Source organism: Streptomyces prunicolor NBRC 13075 (assembly GCF_000367365.1).
Taxonomy (GTDB): domain Bacteria; phylum Actinomycetota; class Actinomycetes; order Streptomycetales; family Streptomycetaceae; genus Streptomyces; species Streptomyces prunicolor.
Map to the genome: position 1 here is coordinate 1 of NZ_BARF01000146.1, position 17254 is coordinate 17254.

The 17254-nt window shown below is 67.8% G+C and carries 10 protein-coding genes, 1 pseudogene and 1 CRISPR repeat array; of the genes and pseudogenes, 8 read left to right on the forward strand and 3 right to left on the reverse strand.

What is annotated here, in order from left to right:
* Positions 1 to 95 (reverse strand): annotated as a pseudogene (locus SPR02S_RS66530) (DUF6112 family protein); the annotation flags it as partial.
* An 87-nt stretch (positions 96 to 182) separates the two neighbouring features.
* A complete protein-coding gene (locus SPR02S_RS51915; RefSeq protein WP_019064967.1) occupies positions 183 to 1331 on the reverse strand; it encodes a C40 family peptidase in 1149 nt (382 codons plus the stop codon).
* 578 nt (positions 1332 to 1909) lie between these two features.
* Here SPR02S_RS51915 and SPR02S_RS51920 point away from each other — a divergent pair.
* The 8 genes from SPR02S_RS51920 to cas6e all read left to right on the forward strand — a co-directional run bounded on the left by SPR02S_RS51920 (position 1910) and on the right by cas6e (position 12415).
* On the forward strand, positions 1910 to 2656 hold the full coding sequence (locus SPR02S_RS51920) for a DNA-methyltransferase (RefSeq protein WP_019064968.1): 747 nt from the start codon (positions 1910 to 1912) through the stop codon (positions 2654 to 2656).
* A 234-nt stretch (positions 2657 to 2890) separates the two neighbouring features.
* A CRISPR array of direct repeats spans positions 2891 to 3895; the repeat unit is 29 nt; unit sequence CGGAACACCCCCGCGTCGGCGGGGACCAC.
* Between the two features lie 630 nt (positions 3896 to 4525).
* Positions 4526 to 6982 (forward strand): CRISPR-associated helicase Cas3', encoded by a 2457-nt coding sequence (gene cas3 / locus SPR02S_RS51925; protein WP_245607782.1) that lies wholly within the window; start codon positions 4526 to 4528, stop codon positions 6980 to 6982.
* Positions 6969 to 7388, forward strand: a complete 420-nt coding sequence (locus tag SPR02S_RS51930; RefSeq protein ID WP_019064970.1) for a hypothetical protein — start codon at positions 6969 to 6971, stop codon at positions 7386 to 7388. The genes cas3 and SPR02S_RS51930 overlap by 14 nt, the downstream gene beginning before the upstream one ends.
* Positions 7389 to 7475: 87 nt before the next feature.
* Positions 7476 to 9137 carry a type I-E CRISPR-associated protein Cse1/CasA gene (gene casA / locus SPR02S_RS51935; protein WP_019064971.1) on the forward strand — a complete coding sequence of 554 codons (1662 nt, stop codon included), beginning with the start codon at positions 7476 to 7478 and terminating at the stop codon, positions 9135 to 9137.
* The gene (gene casB / locus SPR02S_RS58380; RefSeq protein WP_019064972.1) at positions 9134 to 9775 is read left to right on the forward strand and encodes a type I-E CRISPR-associated protein Cse2/CasB; all 642 of its coding nucleotides are present in this window, start codon (positions 9134 to 9136) and stop codon (positions 9773 to 9775) included. Before casA ends, casB begins: the two co-directional genes overlap by 4 nt.
* A 14-nt stretch (positions 9776 to 9789) precedes the next feature.
* Entirely contained in the window at positions 9790 to 10962 is a 1173-nt protein-coding gene (gene cas7e / locus SPR02S_RS51945; protein ID WP_019064973.1) for a type I-E CRISPR-associated protein Cas7/Cse4/CasC, read from the forward strand.
* A gap of 20 nt (positions 10963 to 10982) precedes the next feature.
* Positions 10983 to 11768 (forward strand): type I-E CRISPR-associated protein Cas5/CasD, encoded by a 786-nt coding sequence (gene cas5e, locus SPR02S_RS61425; RefSeq protein WP_078623276.1) that lies wholly within the window; start codon positions 10983 to 10985, stop codon positions 11766 to 11768.
* A complete protein-coding gene (cas6e, locus tag SPR02S_RS61430; RefSeq protein ID WP_078623274.1) occupies positions 11765 to 12415 on the forward strand; it encodes a type I-E CRISPR-associated protein Cas6/Cse3/CasE in 651 nt (216 codons plus the stop codon). The genes cas5e and cas6e overlap by 4 nt, the downstream gene beginning before the upstream one ends.
* Before the next feature lie 2203 nt (positions 12416 to 14618).
* Here cas6e and SPR02S_RS51955 read toward each other — a convergent pair.
* Positions 14619 to 15983 (reverse strand): hypothetical protein, encoded by a 1365-nt coding sequence (locus SPR02S_RS51955; RefSeq protein WP_043259092.1) that lies wholly within the window; start codon positions 15981 to 15983, stop codon positions 14619 to 14621.
* Positions 15984 to 17254 lie beyond the last annotated feature (1271 nt).

Consider the following 17254-nt stretch of genomic DNA (forward strand, 5'->3'; position numbering starts at 1 on the left):
ACCTGCTTGAGGACGGAAAGACCCGGCAGCCCGCCCTCGTTCGGTTTGATCCCGGGGTCGTAGGCGAGCTGGACGACCTTGTCGGCGAGAAACATTAAGAACTCCAGTTCGATGCAATGCACGCCAAAGCCCGCGAGGGCGAAGCGGCGTGCGAGAAGAAGAGGGGAGAGGGGAAGCGCCGGTCAGGCGACTCGGCGGGCCGCGAGAATCTGCGTCTTCCAGGACGCGAGGGTCGCGATACGGACCACGTCACCGGTGTGCGGGGCGTTGATGATCAGGCCCTGGCCGATGAACATGCCGACGTGCTCAGGGACTTGTGCCGTTCCCTCGGTGAAGACGAGGTCACCCGGCTCAAGAGCGTCGACGGATACCGCCTCGCCCTCCTTGACCTGCGTGTACGTCGTCCTGGTCAGGGTGAGCCCGGCGGCCTTGTACGACTGCTGCATCAGGGAGGAGCAGTCGCAGCGGCCCATGGGGTCCGACCCGTGGGAGTTGGTGCAGCTCCCGCCCCACTGATATGGGGTGTTGAGCTGGCCCAGTGCCCAGCGGATCGCCGTCCGGACCTTCGTCGGGGCGTCGGCGGGGATCTTGTAGCCGGCGGGCACCGCGCCGGCCGGGATGGTTCCGAAGTCGGTCCCGTCTCCGTCGGCCGTACAACTGCCCGCGGTAGTGGGCGTAGTGCTGTTGCTGGTGTCAGCGGCGCCGGACGGCGAAGGGCTCGGTGACGCGCTGCTGGCCGTCGGCAGCAGGGGCGCGATGGCCTGCTGCAAGGCGGTGGCCAGGGGCTCCCACTTGGCGTACGCATCCCGGAAGCCGGACCTCTGTACTGCCTGGGCGGCCTGGGTGATGGACAGGGACTGCCAGCCCGAGACCTTCTCCAGCGCCTCGTAGAACTTGGTCGCGGAGTGCACGGGGTCGAGGATCTCGTTCGCGGTGCCCCAGCCCTGCGACGGACGTTGCTGGAACAGACCCAGCGAATCACGGTCGCCGTAGGTGAGGTTGCGCAGGCGGCTCTCCTGGAGCGCGGTGGCCAGGGCCACGATCTGCCCCCGGGCCGGGATGTTCATCGCGACGCCGGTGGCCTGGATCGTCTTGGCGTTGGGCACCTGCTCGGCCGGATCGTCCAGTCCCGCCACGGAGGCGGTCTTCTTGGTGTCGCCGTCCAGGATCGCCTTCACCTGAGCGGCAACGGCCGAGGCATCCACAGCCTGTGCGCCGCCGGTCGAGCAGGAGGCCGACGCCGTTCCGGCACCGACGGCGAGGATCGGAACGGTCAGAAGCAGCGAACCGGACCCGATGAGACCGACGACGGCCCCGGTGGTCTTCTTCATCACCGCCGCCGTTCACCGAGACGGTGATGCCGGCCGGACAGTGACGCTGGGTCGGGACGCGGGGGTATCAGGGCATGCTGCATCGCAGCGGCTCCTTGTGGTTCGTAGGAGGCGCGGTGCCGACTTCTCGTGCAAGGCCGTCGGCACCGCGCCGATGTGAATCCGCCTCTCAAGGCGGGCCCGGGTCAGGGGAGTTGGTAGCTCCCGGACGCCGGTCTCAGGTCACGCGCGGCAGCCAGCCGCGCTCGTAATCTCAGGCGGTACACCCGTCTCCTCACGGCTTCCGGAACGCAGGGGGCAACATGCCTTCCGTGCAGCTCTGTTGGACGAGACGGCACGGATAAACACAGGTCAGCAGAGGCGGAGCGGGGCTCCGTCCGGGTGACTTGGCGAGACAGTAGACGGGGATTCCGGCCGCACCAAACGGCTCCCGGAGCCGGACCCGGAGCAGGGATCGGTTCGTTGGGGGCGGCCGGAAATCGCGGCTACCGTCCGGCGCAACCCCGCCCCGAACAACCGCTGTTGAGCGACGTCCGGAGCGGAGTAAGTCCCGCCGTTCGCTGAAAGAGGCCCCGCACATGAGCTACACGCTGCACCGAGGTGACGCCCTCACCGTGCTCAAGACCCTCCCGGACGAGAGCGTCAACGCCGTCATCACCGACCCGCCCTACAACTCCGGCGGACGCACGAGTTCGGACCGCACCGGCCGTACAGCACGCGCCAAGTACGTCACCAGCAACAGCGCCCACGACCTGCAGAACTTCCCTGGGGAGAACCGCGACCAGCGGAGCTACCGGAGCTGGCTGACCGCCCTGCTCACCGAGGCGTACCGGGCCTCCACCGAGCACGCGGTCGCCGTCGTCTTCTCGGACTGGCGCCAGGAGCCGACCACGTCCGACGCCCTTCAGATGGCGGGCTGGACCTGGAGCGGCACGATCCCGTGGATCAAGCCCGCCAGCCAGCCTCGCAAGGGCGGGTTCAAGCAGTCGTCCGAGTTCATCACCTGGGGCGTCAAGGGCAGCCTGGCCAAGGACCGCGACCTGTACCTGCCCGGCCACTTCATCGCCTCCCAGCCCCGCAAGGACCGGATGCACATCACCCAGAAGCCGGTCGAAGTGATGCAGCAGCTCGTTCAGATCTGCCCCGAGGGCGGCACCGTCCTCGACCCGTTCACCGGCAGCGGCTCCACGGGCGTCGCCGCCCTGCGCGAGGGCCGACGGTTCGTGGGGGTCGAGCTGTCATCGCACTACGCCGAGGTCGCCGAGCGAAGGCTCCAGGCGGAGCTGACCCAGGACGACTTTGTTCTGGCCGGACCGGAGGAGTGAATATGAGATCTCAACACCGACTTCGCGGCCCACGTAGCGGTGGAGTGGTCAGAGCATTGAGGCTTCGACCACTCACCGCCGTATCGACAGTAACCACCGCGAACACGGCCGCGCGGTCAGCTTCCGCCGCGGAACACTCCCGCGTCGGCATCCTCGTCATGGTCACCGTCGCCGTTGGAAAGCCCGCGTCAGCGGGAACCACCGCTCGGAGGCCTCATCGAGCATCGACGACCAAGGAACACCCCCGCGTCGGCGGGAACTACCGATTCGAGCATCGCGCTGTACGCCTCAGCTACGGAACACCCCCGCGTCGGCGGGGACCACGTCTCAACCGTGTAGGTCTCGCCCTCCTTCTCCGGAACACCCCCGCGTCGGCGGGGACCACTGGGCTGTAGGACGTGGCGTTGCCCTGGATGGCGGAACACTCCCGCGTCGGCGGGGACCACCCCAGCCCCGCTACGGCGGGGCTTCGCTATGTCGGAACACCCCCGCGTCGGCGGGGACCACGGTGGCGTCGGCTCCGGGTCGGAGGCGCCCGCCGGAACACCCCCGCGTCGGCGGGGACCACGGACCGCATGGAGGCGGCGCGCAGTCGGTAGGCGGAACACCCCCGCGTCGGCGGGGACCACGCACCGACGACGCGCGCTGGTACAGGCCTGATCGGAACACCCCCGCGTCGGCGGGGACCACCAGGTCCTGCGTCGTACCGCCCGGCCACGGCACGGAACACCCCCGCGTCGGCGGGGACCACGTTGCCGTTGGAGTTGCTGCTCTCCAACTTCGCGGAACACCCCCGCGTCGGCGGGGACCACTACGGGGTCTATCCCCTGCCGTACAACAAGGACGGAACACCCCCGCGTCGGCGGGGACCACGGCTTCATCTACGCCGACGTCGACAAGGGCCGCGGATCACCCCCGCGTCGGCGGGAACCACGACCTGCCCACCGATGCCCCAGTACACCGTGGCGGAACACCCCCGCATCGGCGGGAATCACTTCTACCTGGGGCACCAGGAGTTCTTCCACGACGGAACACCCCCGCGTCTGCGGGAACCACGCGTCCGCCACATCCCGCTGGGCTTTCGCGATCGGAACACCCCCGCGTCGGCGGGAACCACGTGAACCGGCCTTTCTGGGGCCGGGCCTGAGGCGGATCACCCCCGCGTCGGCGGGGACCACTTCAAGCGGGTGGCGACGGCGGCGGGCGGGTTCGGAACACCCCCGCTTCGGCGGGGACCACGAGCTGCGCCTGCCGGCCGAGACCGTCTTCCTCGGAACACCCCCGCGTCGGCGGGGATCACCCGGGATCCTGGAGCCTCGGTCGCCGCCAGGACGGAACACCCCCGTACCGGCGGGAACCACGAATACCTTGCCAAACGCGGCAACATCCTCGCCGGAGCACCCCTGCGTCGGCGGGGACCACAACATCGATCTCCTGCACCACCTGGCGGCGTACGGAACACCCCCGTATTGGCGGGGACCACCGGCTGGCGGGAGTGCGAACGGGCGCTGCGGAACATCCTAGCGTTGACGGGAACCACGCAACTTCCACGTTGCGCTCGGCGCCCGCAACGGGAACTCCCTTGCATCGGCGGGAGCCGTATCTTCTCGCAGACTGGGCCGAAGCAGAACACCGGAATACCTCCGCGTCAGCGGGGGACGTCGTCCGTCGGGCCTTGCGCTGGTTTTCGTGCCGGGGTGGCGTTGTTGCTTTGTGTTGTCAAGGAGCTTGCGGTGCCGGGCTCAAGCGTTGTCAGCCTAGTGGAGTGGGTCCGGAAGGGGATTTGACCTGTGGTTAAGGGAGGGTTCTGTGTCTCGGGAAGTTCAAAACTCGTAGTAGCCAGGGCGGTTGGTCGGTTTGGATGGGCGCGTGGCTGATTCTGGGAGCGATGGTGGCTTGGACGTTTGCGGACCTTGGGGGAAGGCGGGCGGTGGTTCTGTTCCGCATCCTCTGATTTGCCATGCACTTGATACGGCGGTCGTGGCTGAGACGCTGCTGGACGTGTTGCTGGGGCCTCACTGTCGGCAAGAGTTGGTAGACGCGTTCGGCCCGCTGGGTGATGCTGCGAGCTGGGTGTCGGTTCTGTCCGGGCTGCATGATCTGGGTAAGTTTTCTCCCACATTTCAGGGACTGCGCGAGGACATTGCTGCGGAGTCCATGGGGCCTGTGGCCGCGGTGCAGATTCGGCGACTTGTGCAGTGGAAGGGGAGTGGAGCGCGCACCGACTGCCATCACGGGGTGCTGACGGTGGTGCACTGGTTGCGGATTTTGCGTTCCTGGGGTGCGGCGCCGGCTGCGGCTCGCTCGATTGCGTGGGCCTTGGGCGGGCACCATGGCGTGATCCCGAGAGCGGCGTCGGTACAGCAGGCTCGACAGGCGGTGGGGGACAACGGTGGTCCTCGGTGGGCTGCAGGGTGTGATCATCTGGTGCGCAGGGTTGTTGAGTTGTGGGGATTGCCGGAGCCGGAAGGCCTGCCCTGGCACGAGGTGCGTCTGAGCCCGGAGGCGGTGGTGGGGCTGGCGGGGCTGACGTCGGTCAGCGACTGGATTGCCTCTGCGAGGGCGGAGGAGGACTACGTCGGCACGGACGTCGACTTGGCCTCATATCTGGTGCAGGCGCGTCAGGTTGAGGTGAAGAAGGTCGAGCGGCTGGCGTGGCGTCCGTGGCGGCCGGCTGAAGACACGAGGTTCCGCTCGCTTTTTCCCGAGGAGCGTACGCCGCATCCTGTCCAGGTTGCGGTCGAGGACGTGGTGAGCCGGATGCGAGGTCCGGGGATCGTGGTGGTGGCGGCTCCGACGGGCGAGGGGAAGACGAAGGCTGCTTTGCAGGCGGCGGCCACGCTGGTGCGTCGTTTCGGTCTGCGCGGTTTTTATGTGGCGATGCCGTCGCGTGTCACTAGTAATCAGGCGTTCGATGTCGTGGATCAACTCCTGCACGGGCAGGAAGCGCCACCGGTCCGATTGCTGCATTCGACTGCCGGTGAGTATCTCAAGGCCCGGCCGGCGGAGGCGGATGCAGCCGAGGCGGTACGTCCGGTCGGTGTTGACGTTGACGGCGGAAGTGACGGTGACGGAGATGCGGCCGAGTGGTTCGCTCACAAACGGGGGCTGTTGGCGCCACTGGGAGTGGGTACGGTCGACCAGGCGTTGATGGCGGCCTTGCGTTCCAGCCATGTTTTCGTGCGTCTGTCGGGGCTGTCGGGCAAGGTTGTGGTGTTTGACGAAGTCCACGGCTATGACGTCCACATGTCCACGCTGATGGACCGTCTGCTGTGGTGGCTGGGGAAAATGAGGGTGCCAGTCGTGTTGTTGTCCGCGACGCTACCGGCCCGTAGACAACACACACTCGTGGAAAGCTGGCGCGCGGGCGCGTCGGGCGAGATGCCCCATGAGCCATCGCCGTCAGAACTGCATGCCGGTGCGTACCCGCGGGTGACGTGGGCGGACACCGAGACTCACGCGGCGGAAACAGTAGAGGTGGAGGCTTCCTCGCTGAACGCCGACCGGGTGGTGGAGTTGGTGCGCGTCGACTTCGAGAAGCGTGCCGAGTGGGCCGTGCAGCAAGCCTGTCTGGACCGCTGCGTGGCCGTCGTCCACAACGTCGTCCGGCACGCGGTCGACGCCTACGAGCAGATCGTCGAGCGTGTGGACCAGCTGCCGCCCGAAGAGCGGCCGGAGGTCTTCCTGCTGCACGGGCAACTTCTTCAGGCACATCGGGCACGCGTCGAGACCCAGATCCGCACGAAGTTCGGGCGACCGGATGACCGAGGAACGGCTGAGCGACCGTTGCGGGCGATCGTCGTGGGTACCCAGTTGCTGGAAGGGGGCTTGGACGCGGACTTCGACGTGATGATCAGCGCCCTGGCTCCGATCGACAGCCTGATTCAGCGAATGGGGCGAATTCAGCGGCACCGACGCGGCGGTGACCGGCCCGGCCTGCTGATGGCCCTGACCGGCGTGGAGGAGAAGCGGAAGAGGATCGTGTTTCCGCCCTACACGACTCACGTGTACGCGGAGTCGGTCTTGTTGCGCACCTGGGCGTTGCTGCGGGACCGTACTCGGCTGAACTGTCCGCACGAGGTGCAGCAGCTCGTCGACCTGGTCTACGGGCCCGGTGAGGCGCTGGAGTGCCCGCAGGGGCGGGAGGACCAGTGGGTGAAGGCGGCTGGGCAGTTGGGGCGGAGTATCGCCCGCAAGGAGGAAAATGCGCAGGCTGTGCGGTTGCCGCAGCCCCGGGACGATGTGCAGCTGTGGGAGTTGACCGCGAAGGCGACCGGGGCCAGCCGTACCCGCCAGGAGAGCTACCAGCGAGATGAAGGGCGCTGAAGTGATACTCGACGACGAGGCCGCGGCCTGTCTGTCGGACGAAGAGGCGGGAGCGGCGGTGCGCGTCGTCGTCGTGTGCCGGCTGCCCGACTCGCCGCTGGTCGTCCCGCTCGCGGGTGGGGCCCCTGTGGATTTGCGGTCAACCGCAAACGCGAGCAGCAGCGAGGTGGTTCAGGGCCTGCTGGATTCGTCACTGCAGTTGGAGGCCGCTGGCGGCATTCATCCTGGAGTGGTTGATGCCGTTCGGCGGGTCGCTGTGCCACCGCTGTTTCGGGCCAGCCCCTGGCTGAGGCGATACCGTCCGCTCGTCCTGGAGGACGGCCACATCGTGCTGGCCGGTGTCCGCGTCATATACCGCATCGATCGCGGTCTGTGTGTGGAACCAGCCGACTTGACCACCGGATGATCCTTCTCCGCTGAACCTCGCCCCGATTGTCAGTGGCGTTTGCCAGAATCGCCACCTGCACGAATCTGAGGGAGGGGATAGCAGGCTGTGGGGTTCAATCTGTTCACCGAGCCGTGGCTGCCGGTGGTGTGTCTGGACGGAAGCCGTCAAGAGATAGGCCTGGCCGAGGCCTTGAGCAACGCTGGGGCCTATCGCCGCCTGGCGGGAACCACCCCGACGATGACCGCGGCGTTGCACCGTGTGCTGTTGGCGCTGGCCCACCGGGTGTACCGGCCCCTGAATGCTGCACGCTGGGTCGAGTTGTGGCAGGCGCAGGCTGATGGCGGGCTGCCACAGGCGGAGTTGGCGAACTACCGGGACGAGTACGGAGAACGCTTCGAACTGTTCCATCCGCATACGCCCTTCTTCCAGTGCCCGGCTCTGAACAACGCGCCGGCCACTACGGCGAAGCTCGTGGCGTACCGGGCCACCGGCAGCAACCGGACGCTGTTCGACCACACCACCGCCGATCAACGCCCCTTGCTGCAGCCGGCGGAGGCGGCCCGCTGGCTAGTGACCACACAGGCCTACGACACCTCCGGTACCAAGCAGCCCTACCGCACGGAGCGGAGCGCGGAAGGCGGTCTGGGCAACCGATTCGGCTGTGTTGTGGTCGAAGGCGCCACGCTGCACGAGACTCTGTTGCTGAACATGCAGCTCTACAGTCCCGAGGTAGAACTCCCTGTGCGCACCACGGCGCAGGACCGACCGGTGTGGGAAGCGACGCAACCGCCGGACCCCGAGCCCGATGCCCGGCCACCGCTAGGGTGGACGGACCTGCTCACCTGGCCCTCCCGCCGCATTCTGCTGTCCACGTCGGACAAGGCCGGCGCAACACTGGTCGATGGAGTGGTGCTCACGCCCGGTACACAGATGGAGGGCAACCTCGTCGACCTGGAGGCCATGGCGGCCTTTCGACGACCCTGGCTGAAAGGCAACAAACAGGGCAACTTCAAGCCGGTCAGCCTCGATGAACTGCGCGGCGTGTGGCGACACAGCCAGGAACTGTTGCTGTCCTCCGACCCACGCTGGTGGAACACCTGGCGCGGACGCATGCGCGCCACAGGACCACTGCCCGCCCAGGAGCCCCAGCGACAGCGACCCGCTGCACTGGATCACATCGCTGAACTCGTCGAAGACGGTCTGATCGCCGAGGACACCGTCTACACCCTGCGCATCTTCGGCCAGCAACTCGGCGACCAGGGCGGCGACACCTACGCCTGGTACGAGGAAGCCGTTCCCGCGCCCGTCGCCCTGTTGCGGGCCGAGAGCGCCCGCGTGGGCTACATCATCGGCTACGCGGTGTCTCTGGCCAGCGATCTCGGCGCGGGACTGAAGCTCATGGAACGCCAGTACAGCGCCGACTTCCACAGCGAACTCACCAAGGACCAGGAGAAGAAGCTCACCGACCTGGAGATCTTGTACTGGCCACGTCTGACGGCGCCCTTCGCTACCTTCCTGCGCGAACTGGGAGAGGCGGTGCGGTACGCAACCGATGAGACCGAACCGGCCGAACGGTGGGGCACCGCCGTCGTGGAACTCGCCGACAAGGCGGCCTGGCAGTGGCTGGAAGGCGCCCCCCGGCGAGACCGCTCTTTGCTGACAGCGAGTGCCCACTTCGACGATTTCCAACGCGCGAAGTACCAGCTGCACCGCATCTTCCGCGGCGGACTCGCCCGATACAGCGCACCTGACCAGGGAGACGCATGACGACCGCCCACAATGACACCGCCAGCCAGCGGGACAGCGTCCGCCAGCGCCGCGGTGACTTCGTCACCCACCTCTACGGGCTGCACCGCACCATCTCCTCCGACAACCGGCACGCCGTGGCCGAAGCCCGCCGTGTCATGGCACGACTGCGCCGTTGCTTCGCCGGCCCACGTCAGGAAGCCGACGCGTACGAGACCGTCTTTGACTTCGACCCGCCCGAAGCCGAACAGCACGTCTGGCTGCTCGTCGCCGGCCTGTTCGCCCTGCACCCCCAACCGCGGCTCGAAAAACGCCACCACCGCGCCTCCATCGGTACCGCCATGGGAATACTCGCCCACGATCGCGGCGACTCCGTGCGACGGCGCTTCACCCAACTGGTGTCCGTGGAGGGCCCATCCCTGCCTCACTACCTGCGCCAGTGCGTGCAGCTCCTGAGCACCGCGGCCGTCCCGCTTGACTACTACCGACTCCTCGACGAGCTGGTCGAACTGCTCACCGACGACCCGTACGGCCGAAACACCCAGCGCCGCCAACGCATCCGCCTGACCTGGGCCCGTGACTACCACCGGGCCGGCCGCCCCGACGGCGCCGCCACAGAGGACGAGCCCGAAACCGGCCCCGAAGAACCCACCGCCTGACCCGAAGGACCGTCATGCTCATCGAACTTCACCTGTTGCAGTCCTTCCCGGTCAGCAACCTCAACCGAGACGACCTCGGACAGCCCAAGACCGCACGCTTCGGCGGCTACACCCGCGCGAGGATCTCCAGCCAGTCCCTCAAACGCGCGGCACGCAATCTGTTCGCCGAACACGGTCTCGACCCAGCCGAGCTGGGAGTCCGCACCAAACGCCTGCGAGATGCCGCAGCCGGCATTCTGTCCGCGCGAGGCCGAGACGCAGAACAGGCTTCCGAGATCTGCCAAGCCGGTCTGGAAGCACTCGGATTCGCCGCGCACGCCGCGACCGGCCTGACCAAATACCTGCTGTACGTGGGGAAGCCCGCCCAACAGCTACTGGCCGACTACTGCGACCAACGCTGGGACGAGCTGGCCACGACCGTGGCCGAGGCGAAGAAGCGCAAGCAGAAGCAGGAGCAGGAAAAGACACCACGCAAAACCACCACCGCGAAGGTGGCCGCGAAAAAGCCCACCAAACAGAACCAGGAGGAAGCCAAGCGCATTCTCGACGGCACCCGGGCCGCCGACATCGCCATGTTCGGCCGCATGATCGCCGACAACACCGACTTCAACGTCAACGCCGCCTCCCAGGTCGCCCACGCCCTCTCCACCCACGCCGTCGTCAACGAATTCGACTACTACACAGCTCTCGACGACCTCAGGCCCGACGCCGAACCCGGCGCAGACATGATCGGCACCGTCGACTTCAACGCCGCCTGCTTTTACCGGTACGCCAACCTCGACCTCAGCCAGCTGGCCACAAACCTGCCGGACGATCCCGACCTCGCCGCCCGCAGCGCCCGCGCATGGCTGCACTCCTTCATCCACGCGGTACCCGGCGGCAAGCAGAACTCCATGGCTGCCCGCACCATGCCCCAGACCCTCATCGGAGTCGTCCGCGAAACCGGCGCCTGGAACCTGGCCAATGCCTTCCTCAGCCCCGTCACCGACGTACCCGATCTCATGGCCGCCTCAACCCAGCGCCTCGTCGACCACTTCCAGCAGCTCCGCAGCTTCTACGGAGACACCCAGCTGCGCAACATCACCATGGCCTCGGTGGACCATGACCTCTCGGACGTCGCCGACCAGGAAATCGCCCCCACGCTCGACGACTTCGTCTCCCGCCTCCTGACGGCCACCAAGGGCTGATCACAGTGGCCACTTTGCTCATGTGCTTCGACGCACCCATGCAGTCCTGGGGCACCAGATCACACTTCGCCAGCCGCGACACGGCAACCGAACCCACGAAATCGGGTGTCACCGGCCTGCTCGCGGCAGCCCTCGGCATACCCCGCGACGCCGACGATAAGATCAAAACATTGGCCGACCTGCGAATGGGCGTACGCGTCGACCGAGAAGGCGTCGTAGAAGACGATTTCCACACCGTCCAAAACGTTCCGAACACCGAAGGAAAGAACCACAGGACGGCAACAACCAGAAGATTCTATCTCGCCGACGCACTCTTCCTCGTCGGCCTCGAAACAGACGATACGCAACTACTGCACCAGATGCTCGACGCCCTCATGCGACCTCGCTGGCCCCTGTATTTCGGCCGAAAGGCATTCGTCCCCTCACGCCCCATTCCCAGCAACGGATTTCCCGAAGAGCGCCACCCCATCACCGGGAAAACACTCGGCGACGCACTGCGCACACATCCTTGGCTCGAAAACCAGGCCACCCCGCATTTTCAAGAACGCACCAGGCCGCAAGAAGCCCCGGGTACATGGCTGCGCACAATCGTTGACGCCGACCCCCTGGCGCTGGACGTCGAACTACGCCACGACCACCCGCTCTCTTTCGGCCCACAACAACGCTCCTACGCGCCCAGGGCAGTGCACATCAGCCATGTCCCGCTCACACCCGAAATGATCAACGACGGGGCTGCCGCGCAGACGGGCTTGCCGACAACCGGAGACGCCCCTCAACCCCACACGACCCACCGGGATGGACCATGACGCCCCTCTGGCTGACACGTATCGTCCCCGACCCCCGCAGTCGCGAAGCACGCCGAGACTTCCGCAACGCTGTGGAACTGCACCGCCGTGTCATGACGCTTTTCCCGGACGGTCTAGGCGATCAGGCGCGCAGGCAACTCGGCATCCTCTTCCGGGCGGAGGAAACCACTGCAGGCACTTACCTGCTTCTCCAAAGTCGAACCCGCCCGGATCTGGACAAGCTTCCTTCCGAGTACGGGCACGGAGACAGCAGGCCCCTCACGCCGCTACTGGATGCCCTACGCCCAGGGCTGCCGATCCGCTACCGCATCGATGCCAGCGCCATCCGCAAGCCAAGGAAAACCACCCAAGAATTGTACGGACTCAAACCCATCGTGGCCTTGACGGGTCCAGCCGCAGAAGACTGGTGGCAGAGGCAAGCCGAAAAATCCGGACTGAAGCTGGACAGTGTTCATGCCACGCGGTTGGAGGCGGCCGGCGGCGTAAAAGGCAAGCAACGGATCCATAACCATCGAACGCGATTCGAGGGGAACGCACTCGTCGACGATCCTCATCTGCTACGTCAATGCGTGGAAGAGGGAATAGGGCGCGGTAAGGCATATGGTTGCGGATTGCTCAGTATTGCCCCCGCGAGACCTACTGTGTGACCGGATGATCTTCTTGGATGGAAGTATGCATGTGTCCCCGCCGACGCAGGGGTGATCCATCCTTGTTGTATGGGATGGGGTAGATGCCGTAGTGCTCCCCGCCGACGCGGGAGTGAACCGTCGCCGGGAGGAAGGTGGAAGGTACCGATGGCGTGGTCCTCGCCGACGCGGGGGTGAGCTGCTCGCCAACGCCTTCACGTCCTGGTCCCCGCTGACGCGGGGGTGAGCCGTCCTGGCAGTACGTCCAGGGCATCATGGACCGGTGGTCCCCGCCGACGCGGGGGTGAGCCGTCCGGCGAGTACACGCGGGACGGGGAGGTGAGGCGGTCCCGCCGACACGGGGGTGAACCGACCTTCACCGTGTAGCGGACGAACTGGTTGCTGTGGTCCCAGCCGACGCGGGGGTGAACCGGGGCAGTGCAGGCAGTGCTGGCTTCACGCGTAGTGGTCTCCGCCGACGCGGGGGTGAACCACAGCAGAACGTGCAGTACGACTTGGGCCAGTGGTGGTCCCTGCCGACGCGGGGGTGAACCGTCTCCACAGTCCTCGGTCTGGAACTGGCGGGTGTGGTCCCCGCCGACGCGGAGGTGAGCCGACGTAGTCAACAAGATGCGCGACCAGATGGCCGTGGTCCCCGCCGACGCGGGGGTGAACCGGTAAAAACGTCCGGTCGCCGTCCGTGAAGTGCGTGGTCCTCGCCGACGCGGGGGTGAGCCGGTGGGCCAGAACAGGAATGGGCCGGCCACGCCGTGGTCCCCGCCGGCGCGGGGGTGAACCGGTGGCCGGAAGACGGACGTCCCGGCTCGTGTTGTGGTCCCCGCCGACGCGACGGTGAACCGAGTTGCGGTTCGCCGAGGATCTCGCGCATCTGGTGGTCCCCGCCGACGTGGGGGTGAACCGCCGATCGGGCCGAGCGAGCAGTACACGCAGCAGTGGTCCCCGCCGATGCGGGGGTGAACCGTCCATCACCGTCACGGCGCCGTCCGGGGCCGCGTGGTTCCCGCCGATGCGGGGGTGAACCGCTGTACGAGGCGGCCGAGTCCCTCGTCGAGGCGTGGTCCCCGCCGACGCGGGGTGAACCGCTGTACGTGCTGTTGTGCCAGGCCCTGGAGCGGTGGTCCCTGCCGACGCGGGGGAGAGCCGGAGGAGGGGGCGCCCTGGCCCGTTGCCCAATGGTGGTCCCAGCCGGCGCGGGGGTGATCCGTACGTCAAGGACACTGGCATGCGGAAGCTGAAGTGGTCTCCGCCGACGCGAGGGTGAACCGATCCCCACCGAGGGGGACGGCCTGGGGGCCCAGTGGTCCCCGCCGACGCGGGGGTGAGCCGCAACTCCCGTTGAGGTAACCGTTGTTGTCAGAGTGGTCCCCGCCGACGCGGGGGTGAGCCGAAGTCGCCGGCGGGGCCGACGTCGACAACGCGGTGGTCCCCGCCGACGCGGGTGAACCGTTCTGCGCCATGACCACGGTTGCCGACTCGATGTGGTCCCCGCCGACGCCGGGGTGAACCGCAGAACGTCTCGATGCGGACGCAGGGGAACTAGGGGTCCCCGCCGACGCGAGGGTGAACCGCGGTCGGAGTGGACCGAGCGGGCGAGTCGCCCGTGACCCACGCCGACGCGGGGGTGAACCGAAGGGCACGCCGACCGCCACGCTGAGCACCAGGTGGTCCCCGCTGACGCGGGGGTGAGCCGTTCCCAACGGGGCCAGCTACTCGCGCAGATATGTGGTCCCCGCCGACGCGGGGGTGAACCGTGAGCGTGTCCGGGACTGCTGATATCAGCCCCGTGGTCCCCGCCGACGCGGGGGTGAGCCGATCTCGGGAACCGAGCCCCAGCCCGACCAGCGGTGGTCCCCGCCGACGCGGGGGCGAACCGGAACGGCGCACGCACTAGGCGATCGGCAAGGCGTGGTCCCTGCCGACGCAGGGGTGAACCGATCGGGTACTCGCCGAGCCAGCTGGCCCCGGGGCGGTCCCCGCCGACGCGGGGGTGAGCCGCGTTTCGAGGACATCGAGCGGGCGGTGTTGGAGTGGTCCCCGCCGCCGCCGACGGGGGCGACGCCGTTGCCTGCCGGCCGGGGGAACGCGGCGTGGTCCCTGCCGACGCGGGGGTGCACCGCCGTAGGGCACCTTGTAAGGCAAGTCGTAGGGCGTCCTCTGTGGCGGGCCCGGCACCGGTGTTCCAGCGGGCCGGGCCGGTGGGTTGTCACAGCCAGGTCTGGCCTTCGTCGCGGAAGACGGGCCACGGCCGGTCGGAGGTGTCCGGGGATAGCAACAGGTGCCGGATGCCTGCTGCCCAGCAGTCCTGGTCCATCAGTTCGATGAGGTAGCGGTCCATTTCCGAGGGCCTCACCTGGAGCGTCCGGGACAGCGTGGCGGTGAGTCCGTTGGAGGCACGCCATTCGGCCTGGCTGTGCATCTCCATGACGACCTCGCCGGCCACCAGTTCGCCGGTTCCCGGTGGGCGCACCCATTGCGCCGGGATCCCCCGGGCCGTCAGGTCTGCGGCCAGGGACGGGCCAGAGGTCTCCACTGTGAGGGTCATGACGTCGCCGATCAGACGCGCCGCGGCAACAGGGTGGATGGGGTAGATGCCCCACGGAACGCGCAGCGGGTCGCGGGAGACGCTGTCCAGAGACCTGGCGTGCATGTTCAAGTCGAGCTGGTCCCCGATGCGTGCGCGGCGCCGAGCGGCGTTCCATTGGCGGGCGAGCCGTTGTCCGAACTCCTCCCGCGTCCACCCCTGGCTGATTACGCCGTGCAGGTCGACGGCGATCAGGGCACGGCTGCCGGGCACCTTTGCGGCGAAGGTCCCGTCCGTGGCGGCGCGTTGGGTCGCGGTCTGCAGGAGCTCCATGTGCGTCCGCAGCGGGGTGTCGATGTCGTGGAGCCGCTCGTCGGGGTTGTCTCCGGGCAACGCGGATCCGGTGCGGATTGCCTCGTACGCGGTCTCGATCCGCTGCTCCTGGGCGCGGCTGCGGTACCTGTCCTTGGTCTTGATCTCGTAGGTGTGCGGTCCGTCGTCCTGCCAGACGGTGATGTCGCCGATCCGCAGGCAGTTGGTCAGGTCGTGCATGAGAGCGAACCGGCCGTCGTCGCGCCAGTGCCTCTCCACGGTCTCCAGCTCCGCCTCCAGGCCGACCTTGCCCTCCATGATTCCGGGCGGCGGGTTTCGGCACAGGGCCAGGATGTACCGGCGGTCGCGGTTGAAGGCCCGCCAGACGAGCGCGTCACCGACCGAGCGGAACTGCCGCCCCACGCGCTCACACAGCTCGCGCTCAAGGATCCACGTCTCGATGTCGGACCGGTCCAGCCCCGACTGCGGTTCGGGCGCACCGACCTGAGGCGCCTTGCCGTCGCGCATGCGCTTGACCGCCCGGCTGAAGGCGTTGCGGTCGCTCTCCACCGCGCGGATGTGCCGCAGCAGGTCCTGTTGCAGCTCGTAGCCGTCCTGCGGGCTGCGGCAGGTCCGTACGCGCTCGATCAACGGAACCAGGTCCGCCTGTGCGGCTTGCTGCCGCGGATGCACGAGCACCTCTTCGGGCCCAAAGCCCGGATCGAACAGTTTCACCGGCACAGTGTCGTCCCATCGGGTCCCGCAACGAGACAGCTTTTCCCGCTCCGACCCGGCGCTTCAGCTGGCCGGTTGGGCGGGCTGGCGCCCGTAGCGGAGTGCGAGGTCGAAGTAGCCGCGGGCAACCAACGAGACTTCCCGGCCGTGGTCCCCGCCGACGCGGGGGTGAGCCGAAGGCGTGCTTCGACTGCGCCCTCGACAACGAGTGGTCCCTGCCGACGCGGGGTGAGCCGACCCAGAACGGGCTGCCGTACCAGTGGGCCGGGCACCCACGCCGATGCGGGGGTGAGCCGAAGGGTGCGAAGGCGCCGTCCGGGTTTAATCTGTGGTCCCCGCCGACGCGGGGTGAGTCGACGTCGTACTCCGCCTTCAGTCGCTCTTCCGCGTGGTCCCCGCCGACGCGGGGGCGAGTCGGTGCACGAAGCGTCGGTGAGTCACGGCTCCTCGTGGTCCCCGCCGACGCGGGGGTGAGCCGCCGTTCGAAGGCTTCTACCACCACGTCATCCGGTGGTCCCCGCCGACGCGGGGGTGAGCCGTCCTACCTCGGTGACACCACACCGGTCCCCCGGTGGTCCCCGCCGACGCGGGGGTGAACCAAAGACGGCGGCCGTACGGAAGGAAGCGCGCACGTGCTCCCTGCCGACGCGGGGGTGAACCGGCCGAGCGCGAGCGGGTGGCGACGGTCTGGACGTGGTCTCCGCCGACGCGGGGGTGAACCGTGGGTTGTGGCCGCGATGAGAGAGCCGCCGGGGTGGTACCCGCCGACGCGAGGGTGATCCGCCGTCGCAGTGGTGGGTTATGCCGGCGCCGGGGTGGTCCCCGCCAGCGCAGTGGTGATCCGTAACAGGGGGTGCTGATCTACGAGTTGGGCTCGTGTCCCCGCGACGCGGGGGTGATCCAATGAAATGGAAGCTAGGTCGCCCCGGCGATCCGTCCTGCCCGCCGACGCGGGGGTGAGCCGAAGCCGCGGGCCTTGCCCGGCTGGCCGGTGGTGTGGTCCCCGCCGAGGCGGGGATGAGCCGTCCGGTTCCGGGCACTTCGTACTAGATGGCGTGTGGTCCCTGTCGACGCGGGGGTGAGCCGTCGAGGCGGACGGTGACGTTCGTACGGGGTGCGTGCTCTCGGCCGACGTGGGGATGAACCGACCCCCGTCCTGGGCACCAACGTCGGCTTCTAGTGGTCCCCGCCGATGCGAGGGTGAACCGCGGTAGGTGACGCCGCACTCCCATATCGGGTAGTGCTCCCCGCCGACGCGGGGGTGATCCGCA

What these genes read in the sequence shown, in the direction of transcription:
- SPR02S_RS51920 (WP_019064968.1), top strand. Translation starts at nt 1,910, where the DNA reads ATGAGCTACACGCTGCACCGAGGTGACGCCCTCACCGTGCTCAAGACC.
- SPR02S_RS51930 (WP_019064970.1), top strand. Translation starts at nt 6,969, where the DNA reads ATGAAGGGCGCTGAAGTGATACTCGACGACGAGGCCGCGGCCTGTCTG.
- cas7e (WP_019064973.1), top strand. Translation starts at nt 9,790, where the DNA reads ATGCTCATCGAACTTCACCTGTTGCAGTCCTTCCCGGTCAGCAACCTC.
- SPR02S_RS51915 (WP_019064967.1), bottom strand. Translation starts at nt 1,331, where the DNA reads ATGAAGAAGACCACCGGGGCCGTCGTCGGTCTCATCGGGTCCGGTTCG.
- casB (WP_019064972.1), top strand. Translation starts at nt 9,134, where the DNA reads ATGACGACCGCCCACAATGACACCGCCAGCCAGCGGGACAGCGTCCGC.
- cas6e (WP_078623274.1), top strand. Translation starts at nt 11,765, where the DNA reads ATGACGCCCCTCTGGCTGACACGTATCGTCCCCGACCCCCGCAGTCGC.
- cas5e (WP_078623276.1), top strand. Translation starts at nt 10,983, where the DNA reads ATGTGCTTCGACGCACCCATGCAGTCCTGGGGCACCAGATCACACTTC.